Source organism: Halomonas maura, from assembly GCF_030409305.1.
GTDB classification, from domain to species: domain Bacteria; phylum Pseudomonadota; class Gammaproteobacteria; order Pseudomonadales; family Halomonadaceae; genus Halomonas; species Halomonas maura.
Genome location: NZ_JAUFPQ010000018.1, coordinates 261,121 through 273,232, shown reverse-complemented (window position 1 = coordinate 273,232; position 12,112 = coordinate 261,121). Strand labels below are relative to the sequence as shown.

The following is a 12,112-nucleotide window of genomic DNA, read 5'->3' as shown; positions in this document are numbered from 1 at the left end:
CCTCAGTCGAGCAGCGAGGGGATCCAGGTGGAGAGCGTGGGGAACGCCGCCAGCATCACCACCACCGCGATGAAGGCGCAGTAGAACGGCAGCGAGGCGACGATGGCCCGCTCGTAGGGCACCTCGGCGATGCGCGCCGCCGTCATCAGCGTCATGCCCACCGGCGGCGTCACGTTGGCGATGTTCAGGGTCACGATCATCACGATGGCGAAGTGCAGCGGGTCGAAGCCCAGGGAGACCATGGCCGGGACCACCACCGGCCCGATCACCACCAGCGCGGGCAGCACGTCCATCACGGTCCCCAGCACGATCAGCAGCAGGCACACCAGCATGATCTGGATGAAGGGCACGTCGCTGATCGTGGTGATCATCTCGGCCGCCTCCCGGGCGATCCCCGAGCGCGTCACGAACCAGCCCAGCACCGCCGAGGTGGCCAGCAGGAAGAACACCACGCCGGAGAACTTCACGGTGGTGACCAGGGCCAGCCAGATCCGGTGCGGCGTCAGGTTCCGGTAGAACACCATGCCGATGAAGATGGCATAGACCGCGGCGAAGCCGGAGGCCTCGGTGATGGTGGTCATCCCCGAGAGGATGCCGCCGAGGATGATCAGCGGGACCAGCATGGCCGGCAGCGCCGAGAGGAAGGCGAGGATCGCCACGCGGATCGGCGTGCCGCCCTGCTTGGGATAGCCGCGCAGCCAGGCCAGCACGATGCTGGTCAGCAGCAGCGCCAGGGTCATCAGCACCCCGGGGAGGATCCCCCCGGCGAAGAGGTCGATCACCGAGATGTCGCGCAGCAGGGTGGCGTAGACCACCATCACCACGCTCGGCGGGATGATCGGCCCGATGATCGACGAGCAGGCGGTGATGGCCGCCGCGTACTCGGCATCGTAGCCCTGCTTCTTCATCTCGGGGATCATGATCTTGCCGATCGCCACGGTGTCGGTGATGGCCGCGCCGGTCAGCCCGGCGAAGAACAGCGACACCGTCACGTTGACGTGGGACAGGGCCCCGCGGATGCGCCCGAACAGCGCATTGTTGAAGGCGATGAGCTTCTGGGTCAGGCCGCCCTGGTTCATCAGCTCGGCGGTGAAGATGAAGTACGGCACGGCGATCAGCATGTAGCCGGAGACCCCGGAGAACATGCGGTCGGCGATGATGCCGACCAGGCGCTCGCCGCCCAGCGAGTAGACGCCGGCGACCCCGGAGATGGCCATGACCACGGCCACGGGGGCCCCGATCAGCAACACGACGACGAAGGCGACGATGGCGGGGGTCATGAGCGGGATTCCTCCTCGTGGCTGCCCAGCACCTCCTCGATCAACGCCGACTCGTCGGTGAAGTGCTCCAGCAGGCTGAAGCCGTGGACCAGGTGCAGCAGGAAGATCACGCCGGAGAGGGGCACGGCGGCCGCCGTCCACTTGCGCGAGATCTGGATGTTGTCGGACACCATGTAGACCTGGGTGGCGTTCTGGAAGAAGTCCCAGCCGTACCAGATGATCAGCAGGGCGAAGCCGGCCATGACCACCAGGGTGAGGCCGGCGCACAGCTTGACCAGGGACTCGGGCAGCAGCCGCACCAGCAGGGTCATGGCCACGTGCTCGCCGGAATGCAGGGCGATGGTGGAGGACAGCAGCCCGATCCACGGCAGGAAGAGCCGGGCCAGGGAGTAGGTCCAGCTCAGCGCATCGCCGGTGAACAGGGTGTAGAGAAAGCCCGTGAAGGAGATCGCCAGCATGCCGAGGATGCAGGCCACGCAGAACACGATGGCGACCTGGTTGACGACATCACTGAGGCGGCGGGCCGGAGTCAGTAGGCGCATGGGCGGTATCCGGGCAAGGCGTCAGGCGAACGGTGAGGCGCGGCGCCGGAGCCGCCCACGGGCGGCCCCGGCCACCGGGACGGAGCGCGGGCTCACTGGCCGTAGCGCTGGTAGGTTTGCTGGGGCAGCGTCTCGCGCAGCGACTGCACCTCGGCGAGCAGGTCCTCGACCAGCTGGGCGTCGGCCCCGAAGTCCTCGACGATCCAGGTCTTCCAGGCCGGCCGGGCGATCTCGGCCATGCGCTGGCGCTCGTCGGTCGGCATGATGTAGCACTCCTCGAACAGCTCGCAGGACTTCTGCCAGCTGGCGGTGGCCAGCATCGCCGAGGCGCCGTGACTCAGTTGCACCGCCTCGCGGGCCGCCGTGGTGACGATCCGCTGGTAGTCCTCGGGCAGTTCCTGGTACCAGGCCTCGCTCACCATCCAGGAGGCGCTGTTGTAGACGTGCCCGGTCAGGGTGGTGTAGTCGGTCACCTCGTCGAGGCCGTAGGTGGTGTTGATCACCGGGGCGTTGAACTGGCCATCGGCGAGGCCGGTCTCCAGGGCGGTGATCAGCTCGCCCCAGGGCAGCGGCGTGGCCGAGGCCCCCAGGGCCTTCATGGTGGCCACGTGGGCCGGGTTCTCCTCGGTGCGGATGTTCAGGCCCTCGAGGTCATCGACGGTCTTGATCGGGCGCTCGTTGTTGGTGAAGGCCACGAAGCCGCCGCCGTCGTCGAAGGTGCCCAGGTAGCGCATGTCGGCGGCCTCGACGGTGCCGGACATGAAGTCCGCGAACCACTCGCCGTCGAAGAAGGCCCAGGCCTGGCGCCAGTTGTCGAACAGGAAGGGCGCGGTGACGACCTGGTAGTCCGAGTAGAAGGACGACATGGCCCCGGAGGTCAGGATGCTCGACTGCAGCGCCCGACCGCCGGCCTGCACCTGGGAGCCGGTTTCCACCTCGGAGCCCATCTGGCCGCCGCCGAAGATGGTCACGGCGAGGTCGCCCTCGGTGCGGGACTCCACCTGCTCCTTGAAGTGCACCAGGGCGGGATAGATGCTGTTGTTGGTCAGGTTCTCGGGGATCAGGGTGGCGATGGCCATCTCGTAGGACTGGGCCTGCACCTGGGTGCTGGCGATGGCCAGCGGCAGCGCGGCCAATGCCGCCAGGCGGGGAAGCGATGTGGCAGTCATGGGTTCGACCTCGTTGTGGTTATTATCGACCGGCCGCCGGCGCCCGAAGGGCCGCCGGCGACGCAAGGTACTGAACCTCAAGGTAGGATGCCTGGACGGGTGCTGCTTGCCCGGGACTGCGGGGCCCTTGCCCCAGACTCATGGCGGGATCAGTCCCGGCGGCGTTCCCGGGAGGGGGCGATGGCGAACTGGCGCCGGTAGGCCCGGGAGAAGCTGCCCTGGTCGCGGAAGCCGACCAGCGAGGCGATATGCCCTAGGCTCAGGCCACTGTGGTTGACCAGGGTGCGGGCGTGCTCGAGGCGGCGCCGCTGGACATAGGCCAGCGGCGTCATGCCGGTGCGCTCGCGGAAGCGGGCATGGAAGTGGCCGACACTCAGGGCGCACAGCGCGGCCAGGCGGTCGACACGAATCTCGTCGGCCAGGTGGCGGTCGATCCAGGCATCCAGGCGCGACATGTCGAGCCGCCCATCGAGGCCGGTCGGGCCGGCGAGGCCCGTCGCGTCCAACGGACGGGACTGCAGGTGCAGGTAGAGGGCGCGCAGCAACAGGGCAGCGATCTCGTTGTGCAGGGCCGGGCACAGCTCGAGTTGCTGCATCAGGCTGTCGGCCAGGCGATTGAGGCGGGCCGGCACGCCGAAGAACCGCGGACCCTCGAAGAGCCGCTGGATCTCGCCGCCGTCGCGCAAGGTGGGCAGGGTCGCGGCGGGAATATCGAGGACGAAGGTGCGGTTGCGACCGTCGCCCTGGTACTCGTGATGGCGAGCGCAGGGAATCAGGCAGCCACGACTGCCGGTGATGCGTTCGCCGTGGCCCTCGATGGACAGCTCGGTGGCCCCGCTGGTGGCCAGGATCAACTGATGGTGGTCGTGGGCATGGGCCACGTGCTCGCGTGCGAGGGTGGTGGCGCGCAGGTCGAGAGTGGGCATGCAACCCTGCCATGGCAAGCGAAAAAGACGCCTTCACACCATGGGCCGAGCCGGTGAAGAAAGCAAACCGGCGAGGCGAAGGAGCGTTGCACCAGGCGCCTTGCCGGGCCCGGACATCCCGCGCACCCGACTGGCCGACCCGGCGGCTCTACCTGTAGCCTTCGGGTGAGCCCCACCCACCCTCGCCTGGAGAGAGACATTCATGCCGCGTTTTCCGGATCACCTCACCTCGCCCGGCCCCGACAACCCCTTTCCCGGCCTCTGGGTGCTGCAGCGGCGCCTGGGACACGAGATCGCCCACCGCCTGGGCTCCAACGAGGGGCTCGACATGCCTCATGCCGCCCTGCGCGAGCACTTCGGCGACGCCATGACGGAGCACGTCTATTGCTATGGCGACGCCGAGGCCCTGGGCGTGCGCGAGCGCCTGGCCAGCCGCCACGGCTTCGCGGTGGACACCCTGCTGGTGGACGCCGGCTGCGACAGCCTGTTGGCGCTGGCCCTGCGCACCGTCGCCCCGACCGGCACCACCGTGGTCAGCTCCGCCGGCACCTACCCCACCTTCGGCTATTTCGCCAGGGGCCAGGGCTGTCGCCTGGTGGAGGTCGACTACCGGGAGGACGCCGAGCGGCTCGCCCCGGACATCGACGCCCTGGTACGCGCCGCCCACCAGCAGGACGCACGCCTGGTGTACCTGGCCAACCCGGACAACCCCACCGGCCATGTCCACGACGAGGCCAGCGTCGCACGATTGCGCGCGGAACTGCCCGAGGACTGCTGGCTGCTGCTGGACGAGGCCTACCATGACTTCCGCGACGACGCCGCGGCCCCGGGCTTCACCCGGGCCCTGCCCGGGGTGATCCGTTGCCGCACGCTGTCCAAGGCACTGGGACTCGCGGGGCTGCGGGTCGGTTATGCGATCGCCGAGCCCGACACCCTGGCCATGATGATGAAGGTGCGGATCCATTACGCCGTCTCTACCCTCAGCCTCGCGGCCGCCGAGGTGGTGCTGGATCATCCCGAGGAGATCGACGGGCACATCCGCGACGTCATCGCCCGCCGGGAGCGGCTGGCCGGGCATTTCCGCGAGCTCGGCGCCGATGTGCTGCCGAGTGCCACCAACTTCATCGGCATTCGCCTGGCCAGTGCGGACCTGGCCAGGCGCGTGCATGCCGACATGCTGCAGCAAGGCAAGCTGATCGCCCGCCCCGCCCATCCGTCGTTGGGCCACGTGCTGCGCATCACCGCGGTGGAGGACGCCCTGGTGCCGGGCCGGCTGAAGGAACTGGAAGCGGCCCTGCAGGCTCCCTAGGGCCGGGTGGGGTTGGCCGCGGGGCGGAGCATCGGGAAGCGGAGGTGGAATCGGGGCCGTGTCGGGGCAACGCCGGGTCACTGGGCGTTGTCGTTCTCCCCCTGGTCGTTCTGCCCGCGGTGTCGGGAGTGGCCACCCTGATGGCCGTCGATCTCGATCAACGGCTCGGGCCGGACATGCGCCGGCGCGTAGCTGCAACCCGCCAGGACCAGCCCCATGACGACGACCAGTGCCCCCGGCCGCCACTTTCCGGACGCCGTCACCGTGCCGGCGCCTGTCCGCTCATCCCGCTGGGCCCCCTCAGCAACGCCCATGCTTGGCCTGGCCGGGCGGACAGAAGCGGGAACGGTGCCGGTCGCGGTAGTGGTCCCGATCGCGGTAGCGCCGATCGTAGTGACGGTCGTGGTCATGGCCGTAGTGTTCCCAGTAATCGTCATCATGGTGATCATGGCGGCGATGATGCCCACCATGGTAGCCATCGATCTCGATCAACGGCTCGCTCACGACCCGCGCCGGGGTATAGCTGCAGCCCGCCAGGGTCAGGGCGGCCGCCAGCAGCATGGTGGGCCCTACGCCTCTGGAGATGTTCATGACGCCCCTCCTCGTTCATTGACGATCAGGCCTGCCGGATCAGCAACGCCCCTTCTTCGCCTGACCGGGGGGACAGAAGCCACCACCGTGGCGATGACGGTCATGGTCATGGTCGTGACCGTCGCCGAAATCGATCAACGGTTCGGAGCTGATCCTCGCCGGCGTGTAGCTGCAGCCCGCCAGGAAGGTGGCGGCGATCAGCAGAGTCGAGAGCAGCAGGGTTCGACAACTCATAAGAACTCCAGATAGAGGATGGTTGATCGCCATTCTAGCGAACCGATGCCCGTCGCCCCATGTGGCACGGCGGCGACACCGCCGTCTCCACAATACGACACATTCCGACACCCTTGGGTAACAACCTGCGACACCTGTCACATGTCATGTGTAACGACGCCGCCCCGGGCAGTGTCCCTGCAGCGCGTAAGCCGATCGATTCTTCCTTACAGAACAGCTAGTTGTCACCATAAGAAAGCCTCGCGCATGGCTGGCACGGTGATTGCCATCTCCTGGACGGTGACGCGGATCACCCTCGACAACAACACAGGAGACACACCATGGCGCCACTCGCCAAGCGTACCCTCGCCGCCCTGCTGTTCACGGCCACCAGTCCGGCCGCCCTCGCCGAGCTGCCCGGCATGCGCGGCCCCCAGCACTTCGGCTTCACCGTCCCGGACCGTCAGGCCGCCGTGGACTTCTTCGTCGAGGTGATCGGCTGCCGGGCCTTCTTCACGATCGGGCCCTTCGGCCCCTTCGAGGACGACTGGATGGCGGGGAACCTGGACGTCCACCCGGAGGCCTCCATCCCCGCCGCCCACCTGGTGCGCTGCGGGGATGGCACCAACCTGGAGATCTTCGAGTACACCGCGCCGGACCAGCGCACCGAGCAACCCCGCAACAGCGATATCGGCGGCCACCATATCGCCTTCTATGTCGACGACATGGACCGGGCCGTGGCCTATCTGAAGGAGCAGGACGTGAAAGTGCTCGGTGAGCCCAAGACCTTCAGCGAGGGGCCCATGGAAGGCCTGAGCTGGGTCTACTTCATGGCGCCCTGGGGCATGCAGCTCGAACTGGTCAGCGTGCCCTACGGCACCATGGGCTACGAGGAGGAGCATCGCGGGCGTCTGTGGGACCCGCGTCACTGAGTGGCAGGGCCCTTCCCTGCCGGCGGCACCCGACGGTGCCGCCGCCCCGCTCTCCCACCTGGCCGCATCGAACCATGCCCTCACCGCTCGCGCCCCGTCGGGGCGGCATGGGCGCGGGTCACGATCCACACGATCTGCAGCAGCGAGGCGATCACCAGCCCCCCGTCGAGGGCGACCTCGAGGTACAGCGCCCCGAACAGGCCGTAGAACAGGCCCAGCCCGCTCACCCCACCGGACCACAGCCGGGAGCCGAGACCGTCCAGCAGCAGCGTGACGCCGATGACGATCGCCAGGGTCGGACAGGGCACCAGACCGGTGGGCGCCGCATACAGATAGGCCAGGGGCGCGGCCGTCTCCAGGAAATGTGGATAGCCCCAGCCGAAGGCGACGGCCAGCAGGCCGGCCACCCGCGCCCAGGGCGGCCCAGGACTCACCGGGTCCCGCGGCAGACGCCAGGCGCACGCGGCCAGGACCACCGCCCCGACCAGGAAGACCGCGCCATTGAAGGGATTGGCCTCCCGCCAGGCCAGGACGCCGACGCTGAGCAGGGGCACGACCAGCAGGCCGGCAACATGGCGTCGGGCCGGCCACCGGGCGCCACAAAGCGCCAGCAGCAGCAGCGCGAAGTAGCCATGCCAGGCGATCGCCAGCAGGGTCCAGCGATTGGCGATCGCGTGCAGACCCTCGAGGATCAGCTCCGGTGTCGGCATTACCGCCCTCCCCGTGCCTCCCATGCCCGGCCCCTTTCAGGTGCCGCCGTTAGCGCACGTCGTCATTTCCGGCCGTGCTTCACGGCATCCGAGATGTGCAGCGATAGCCGTCCATTTCCGATAGCCTGTCTCCTAGCAGACGACACGCAGGCGGTCCGAGGCCCTGTGTCGGGGGTGGCCGACCGCCCCTCGGCTCGATGAAGCACTCGACTTTGTCATACATCATATGATAATGCAGTGGAGCATCCACCACCACGAGGAACCCGCCACATGAAGAAATGCATCCTGGCCTATGGGCGCCTGAGCGATGACCAACTGGCCCAGCTCGCCAGGGAGTTCGAGGTTCGCGACTTCACCGGCCTGGCCTCCTCCGAGGATCCGGCCTTCCGGGCCGCCCTCCCCGAGGCCCATGGCCTGATCGGCTCGAACCTGACCATCACCCCGGAGCTGCTGGACATGGCGCCAAAGCTGGAGGCCATCGCCACCATCTCGGTGGGCTACGACAACTACCCCGTCGAGGCACTGACCCGCCGCGGCATCCTGCTGTGCAACACGCCGGACGTGCTCACCGAGACCACCGCCGACACCGGCTTCCTGCTGATCATGGCCACCGCCCGCCGTGCCGTGGAGCTGGCGGACTTGGTGCGTCGCGGCGACTGGCAGCAGAGCATCGGCCCGGAGCACTTCGGCAGCGACGTCCACGGCAAGACGCTCGGCATGGTGGGCTTCGGTCGCATCGGCGCGGCGATCGCACGACGCGGTGCCCTGGGCTTCGGCATGAAGGTGCTCTACTCCAATGCCTCACCGAAGCCCGAACTCGAGGCGGAACTCGGCGCCGAACGCCGCGAACTCGACGCCCTGCTGGGCGACGCCGACATCGTCTGCGTCACGGTGCCCCTGACCGCCGAGACCGATCACATGATCGGCGCCCGGGAGTTCGGCCTGATGAAGCCATCGGCCATCCTGGTCAACATCGCCCGCGGCAGGGTGATCCAGGAGGCGGCGCTGATCAACGCCCTGGAGACCGGACAGATCCATGCGGCAGGCCTCGATGTCTTCGAGCATGAGCCGCTGTCCCCCGAATCGCCGCTGCCCCACATGACCAACGTGGTGGCCCTCCCCCACATCGGCTCGGCGACCCACGAGACGCGAAGTGCCATGGCCCAGAGAGCCGTGGACAACCTGCGCCTGGCGCTGAAGGGGCAGCGCCCCGTCAGCCTGGTCAACGAGGCGGCCTGGCGGACCGCCTGAGCGGCGCCCCGTTCCAGGCGTAAGGAATTCCCGTGATCTCCAAGCTGCCAAGATGGGTCGAATATGGCGCCTTCGTGCTGGCCTTCACGGCGGGATGCGTCAATGCCGTCGGCCTGCTGGGCTTCGAGCACCAGGCGATCTCCCACCTCTCCGGCACGGCCACCCTGCTGGGATCGGGACTCTCCCTCGGCCAGCTGGCCACCTCCTTTCACCTGGCGGCGATCCTGGTCAGCTTCCTGCTCGGGGCGGCCCTGTCGGGCCTGCTGCTGCCGGGCAGCTCCCTGAAGCTGGGGCGTCACTACGAGACCCTGCTGGCCATCGAGGGCACCCTGCTGCTCGCCGCGACATACTTCCTGGAGGGGGGCGCCTACCTCGGCCATTACATCGCCTCGATGGCCTGCGGCGTGCAGAATGCCCTGGCCACCACCTACAGCGGCGCGGTGGTCCGCACCACCCACCTCACCGGCATCATCACCGACCTCGGCCTCATCCTGGGCCACGCCCTGCGGGGGCGCCCCTTCGATCGGCGCCGGGCCGCGCTGTTCCTGACCATCGTCGCGGGCTTCCTGGGCGGCGGGGCCTTCGGGGCCCTCCTGTTCGCCTGGCTCCACTTCCTGGCGCTGACGATTCCCGCCGGTATCTGCTTCAGCCTGGCCCTCGGCTATCGTCTCTACAGCCGGCGCCGCACCCGCGACTGACGGGCCCGGGGAGCCCGTGTCTCACCGGCCCGGTCTGCCTGCGGATAAGCCCCGACACGATGCCACGGGCAGCGGGAGTCGAATGCCGAAAAAACCCCCAGCCAGCCGCGGCCAAATCGGAAAAAAACACCGATGGTGTGCCTCCGCGAGTTTGGTATCGTCAGCGCTCGAACCCACCGCCAATGCCAGGAGGTAGCCAATGGGCGCCGAGTCCCTGCCGGAAACAATTCCCGCCACCATGTCCGCCATGCTGCTGACCGGCCATGGCGACGTGGACAAGCTGGTCCATGACACCCATGTCCCCACCCCGCGCCCCGCCGCCGGCGAGGTGCTGGTCAGGGTCACGGCCACGGCGAAGAACAACACCGACCGCAAGGCGCGCGAGGGCCTCTACCCGACCAAGGACAAGGGCGAGATGACCTCCTTCGCCATGGGCGGGTCGCCGACGCTGACCTTCCCGCGCATCCAGGGCGCCGACGTGGTCGGCCGCGTGGTGGCCGTGGGCGAGGGTGTCGCGAGCTCGCGGATCGGCGACCGCGGCCTGCTCGACTTCAACCTCTACGCGGATGAGCGCCGCGACATCAACCTGACGCCGGACTACTACGGCCATGGCGCCGATGGCGGCTATGCCGAGTACATCGCCGTGCCGTCGGACCAGTTCCACAGCGTGGCCAATCCCGACCTGGCCGATGCCGAGCTGGCGGCCATGGGCATGTGCTCCTACCAGACCGCCTATCATATGATGACGGCTGCTGGCGTGAAGTCGGGAGAACGTATCCTCGTCACCGGCGCCAGCGGCGGCGTGGGGACGGCGCTGATCCAGCTATGCCGCATCGTCGGGGCGGTGCCCTATGCGCTCAGCCAGCCGGACAAGGCCGACGCCCTGCTCGCGCTGGGCGCCGAGGCGGTACTCGACCGCAACGACATGACGGACTTCACCGAGCAGGTCAAGGCCGTTACCGGTGGCGCGCCCATCGACGCGGTGATGGACCTGGTCGGCGGCGAGATGACCGACCGCTTCATCGACACCATGATCTTCGACATGAACAGCCGCCACAGCTACCCGCGGCTGTCGATCGCCGGCGCCAGCGGCGGCAACCTCAGCGAGATCATGTGGACCCGCATCTACCTCTACCAGGTGCAGATCTTTGGCGTCTCCCACGGCACCCGGGAAGAGGCCGAGCAGCTGGTCCACTGGATTCGCGACGGCCGGCTCAAGCCGGTGCTGCACGCGGCCTTCAAGCTCTCCGAGCTGCACGAGGCCGAGCGTTACTTCGTCAATCGCGGCAGCAACTACCTGGGCAAGATCGTGCTTGTCCCGGATGCCCAGTGGCAGGAACACGGCGCACCCTTTGCGCTCGAGGGGACGAAATGAGCAAGGAAGAACTGACGATCCGGCTGATGGACACCCATGCCGGCGGCGACGTCAGCCGCATCGTGCTCGGCGGCATCGACCCGCTGCCCGGCGCCACGGTACGCGACCAGATGCACTACCTGCGCGACGACGCCGACGGCCTGCGCCGGCTGCTGCTCGACGAGCCCTACGGCATTCCCGAGATGTCGGTGGACCTGATCGTGCCGGCCACCAACCCCGAGGCCGAAGTCGGCTACATCATCATGGAGGTGATGGGCTACCCCATCTATTCCGGCTCCAACACCATCTGCACCGCCACGGCGGTGCTGGAGGCCGGCCTGGTGCCCAAGCAGGAGGGACGGCAGCGCTTCATCCTGGAATCACCGGCGGGCCAGGTGCACATCGAGGCCAAGGTGGTCGACGGCGTGGTCGAGGCCATCACCTGCGAGGGGCTGCCCAGCTACATCGACACCTACCGGGCCAGCATCCATGTGCCCACCATCGGCGACGTCACCTACAGCGTCGCCTACAGCGGCGGCTTCTATGCCCTGGTGGACGCCGCCCAGCTGGGCTTCACCCTGATTCGCGAGGAGGAGCGGGCGCTTTCCGACTGCGCGCACAAGATCGTCGAGGCGCTGCAGGCCGAGCGCGGCTTCTCCCACTACGCCCTGGGCGACGTGGGCCCCTTGCCCTTCCTGCACTTCATGGGCCCGGTGGAACAGGTGGCCGACGACTTCTACCGCTCACGCTCGACCACCTACGTGCATCCCGGGGTGATCTGCCGCAGCACCACCGGCACCGGCACCTCGGCACGCCTGGCACTGATGAACCACGAGGGCAGCATCAAGCCCGGCGACAAGCTCGAGACCGTCTCGCTGCGCGAGACCGGCTTCATCGGCGAGTTCACCGGCACCCGCCAGGAAGGCCCCCACCAAGTGGTGGAGAACACCATCACCGGCAAGGCCTATGTGCTGGCCCACTCCGATATCGTCATCAACCCCGAGGACCCGCTGGTGGAAGACGGCGGCCTGCACCATATCCTCAGCGACGGCCATCGCGGCCCCGGCGACTGACCCTCGCCGCCTCGATGGCCCGGCCGGCCCGGGCCATCGTGCGACGCCGCCGGGCGGCGCCGAT

14 protein-coding genes are annotated in these 12,112 nt (G+C 68.2%); 6 read left to right on the top strand and 8 right to left on the bottom strand.

Annotated elements, in window-relative coordinates; all coding sequences use genetic code 11:
* Positions 1-2 precede the first annotated feature (2 nt).
* The 4 genes from QWY76_RS13375 to QWY76_RS13360 all read right to left on the bottom strand — a co-directional run bounded on the left by QWY76_RS13375 (position 3) and on the right by QWY76_RS13360 (position 3,917).
* Positions 3-1,280, bottom strand: coding sequence for a TRAP transporter large permease (locus QWY76_RS13375; RefSeq protein ID WP_290311772.1), 1,278 nt, complete (start codon positions 1,278-1,280; stop codon positions 3-5).
* Positions 1,277-1,822 carry a TRAP transporter small permease gene (locus QWY76_RS13370; protein ID WP_290311771.1) on the bottom strand — a complete coding sequence of 182 codons (546 nt, stop codon included), beginning with the start codon at positions 1,820-1,822 and terminating at the stop codon, positions 1,277-1,279. Before QWY76_RS13370 ends, QWY76_RS13375 begins: the two co-directional genes overlap by 4 nt.
* Before the next feature lie 92 nt (positions 1,823-1,914).
* Positions 1,915-2,991, bottom strand: coding sequence for a TRAP transporter substrate-binding protein (locus tag QWY76_RS13365; RefSeq protein ID WP_290311770.1), 1,077 nt, complete (start codon positions 2,989-2,991; stop codon positions 1,915-1,917).
* Between the two features lie 149 nt (positions 2,992-3,140).
* Positions 3,141-3,917: an AraC family transcriptional regulator gene (locus QWY76_RS13360; protein ID WP_290311769.1), complete on the bottom strand. Its 777-nt coding sequence runs from the start codon at positions 3,915-3,917 to the stop codon at positions 3,141-3,143.
* 202 nt (positions 3,918-4,119) lie between these two features.
* On the opposite strand from QWY76_RS13360, the gene QWY76_RS13355 reads away from it, so the two are divergent.
* Positions 4,120-5,226 carry an aminotransferase class I/II-fold pyridoxal phosphate-dependent enzyme gene (locus tag QWY76_RS13355; RefSeq protein WP_290311768.1) on the top strand — a complete coding sequence of 369 codons (1,107 nt, stop codon included), beginning with the start codon at positions 4,120-4,122 and terminating at the stop codon, positions 5,224-5,226.
* A gap of 77 nt (positions 5,227-5,303) precedes the next feature.
* Here QWY76_RS13355 and QWY76_RS13350 read toward each other — a convergent pair whose 3' ends face one another.
* The 3 genes from QWY76_RS13350 to QWY76_RS13340 are packed head-to-tail and all read right to left on the bottom strand — an operon-like array spanning position 5,304 to position 6,051.
* Complete coding sequence (locus tag QWY76_RS13350; protein WP_290311767.1) at positions 5,304-5,489, bottom strand: hypothetical protein; 186 nt, start codon at positions 5,487-5,489, stop codon at positions 5,304-5,306.
* 37 nt (positions 5,490-5,526) lie between these two features.
* Positions 5,527-5,817, bottom strand: a complete 291-nt coding sequence (locus tag QWY76_RS13345; RefSeq protein WP_290311766.1) for a hypothetical protein — start codon at positions 5,815-5,817, stop codon at positions 5,527-5,529.
* A 39-nt stretch (positions 5,818-5,856) separates the two neighbouring features.
* Positions 5,857-6,051: a hypothetical protein gene (locus tag QWY76_RS13340; RefSeq protein WP_290311765.1), complete on the bottom strand. Its 195-nt coding sequence runs from the start codon at positions 6,049-6,051 to the stop codon at positions 5,857-5,859.
* Positions 6,052-6,371: 320 nt separating this feature from the next.
* Between QWY76_RS13340 and QWY76_RS13335 the strand changes: the two genes are divergently transcribed.
* On the top strand, positions 6,372-6,962 hold the full coding sequence (locus QWY76_RS13335) for a VOC family protein (protein WP_290311763.1): 591 nt from the start codon (positions 6,372-6,374) through the stop codon (positions 6,960-6,962).
* Between the two features lie 80 nt (positions 6,963-7,042).
* Here QWY76_RS13335 and QWY76_RS13330 read toward each other — a convergent pair whose 3' ends face one another.
* The gene (locus QWY76_RS13330; RefSeq protein ID WP_290311762.1) at positions 7,043-7,672 is read right to left on the bottom strand and encodes a hypothetical protein; all 630 of its coding nucleotides are present in this window, start codon (positions 7,670-7,672) and stop codon (positions 7,043-7,045) included.
* A 270-nt stretch (positions 7,673-7,942) separates the two neighbouring features.
* Here QWY76_RS13330 and QWY76_RS13325 point away from each other — a divergent pair, with 270 nt between their 5' ends.
* The 4 genes from QWY76_RS13325 to QWY76_RS13310 all read left to right on the top strand — a co-directional run bounded on the left by QWY76_RS13325 (position 7,943) and on the right by QWY76_RS13310 (position 12,048).
* Positions 7,943-8,923 carry a 2-hydroxyacid dehydrogenase gene (locus tag QWY76_RS13325; protein ID WP_290311761.1) on the top strand — a complete coding sequence of 327 codons (981 nt, stop codon included), beginning with the start codon at positions 7,943-7,945 and terminating at the stop codon, positions 8,921-8,923.
* A 32-nt stretch (positions 8,924-8,955) separates the two neighbouring features.
* Positions 8,956-9,621, top strand: coding sequence for a YoaK family protein (locus QWY76_RS13320; protein ID WP_290311759.1), 666 nt, complete (start codon positions 8,956-8,958; stop codon positions 9,619-9,621).
* A 199-nt stretch (positions 9,622-9,820) separates the two neighbouring features.
* Positions 9,821-10,996, top strand: coding sequence for a zinc-binding dehydrogenase (locus QWY76_RS13315; protein WP_290311758.1), 1,176 nt, complete (start codon positions 9,821-9,823; stop codon positions 10,994-10,996).
* Entirely contained in the window at positions 10,993-12,048 is a 1,056-nt protein-coding gene (locus QWY76_RS13310; protein ID WP_290311757.1) for a proline racemase family protein, read from the top strand. Before QWY76_RS13315 ends, QWY76_RS13310 begins: the two co-directional genes overlap by 4 nt.
* The last annotated feature ends 64 nt before the right edge of the window (positions 12,049-12,112 follow it).

Excerpts from the sequence above, each read along its gene's own strand:
- QWY76_RS13375 (WP_290311772.1), bottom strand. The coding sequence starts at position 1,280 with ATGACCCCCGCCATCGTCGCCTTCGTCGTCGTGTTGCTGATCGGGGCC.
- QWY76_RS13370 (WP_290311771.1), bottom strand. The coding sequence starts at position 1,822 with ATGCGCCTACTGACTCCGGCCCGCCGCCTCAGTGATGTCGTCAACCAG.
- QWY76_RS13365 (WP_290311770.1), bottom strand. The coding sequence starts at position 2,991 with ATGACTGCCACATCGCTTCCCCGCCTGGCGGCATTGGCCGCGCTGCCG.
- QWY76_RS13360 (WP_290311769.1), bottom strand. The coding sequence starts at position 3,917 with ATGCCCACTCTCGACCTGCGCGCCACCACCCTCGCACGCGAGCACGTG.
- QWY76_RS13355 (WP_290311768.1), top strand. The coding sequence starts at position 4,120 with ATGCCGCGTTTTCCGGATCACCTCACCTCGCCCGGCCCCGACAACCCC.
- QWY76_RS13345 (WP_290311766.1), bottom strand. The coding sequence starts at position 5,817 with ATGAACATCTCCAGAGGCGTAGGGCCCACCATGCTGCTGGCGGCCGCC.
- QWY76_RS13340 (WP_290311765.1), bottom strand. The coding sequence starts at position 6,051 with ATGAGTTGTCGAACCCTGCTGCTCTCGACTCTGCTGATCGCCGCCACC.
- QWY76_RS13335 (WP_290311763.1), top strand. The coding sequence starts at position 6,372 with ATGGCGCCACTCGCCAAGCGTACCCTCGCCGCCCTGCTGTTCACGGCC.
- QWY76_RS13330 (WP_290311762.1), bottom strand. The coding sequence starts at position 7,672 with ATGCCGACACCGGAGCTGATCCTCGAGGGTCTGCACGCGATCGCCAAT.
- QWY76_RS13325 (WP_290311761.1), top strand. The coding sequence starts at position 7,943 with ATGAAGAAATGCATCCTGGCCTATGGGCGCCTGAGCGATGACCAACTG.
- QWY76_RS13315 (WP_290311758.1), top strand. The coding sequence starts at position 9,821 with ATGGGCGCCGAGTCCCTGCCGGAAACAATTCCCGCCACCATGTCCGCC.
- QWY76_RS13310 (WP_290311757.1), top strand. The coding sequence starts at position 10,993 with ATGAGCAAGGAAGAACTGACGATCCGGCTGATGGACACCCATGCCGGC.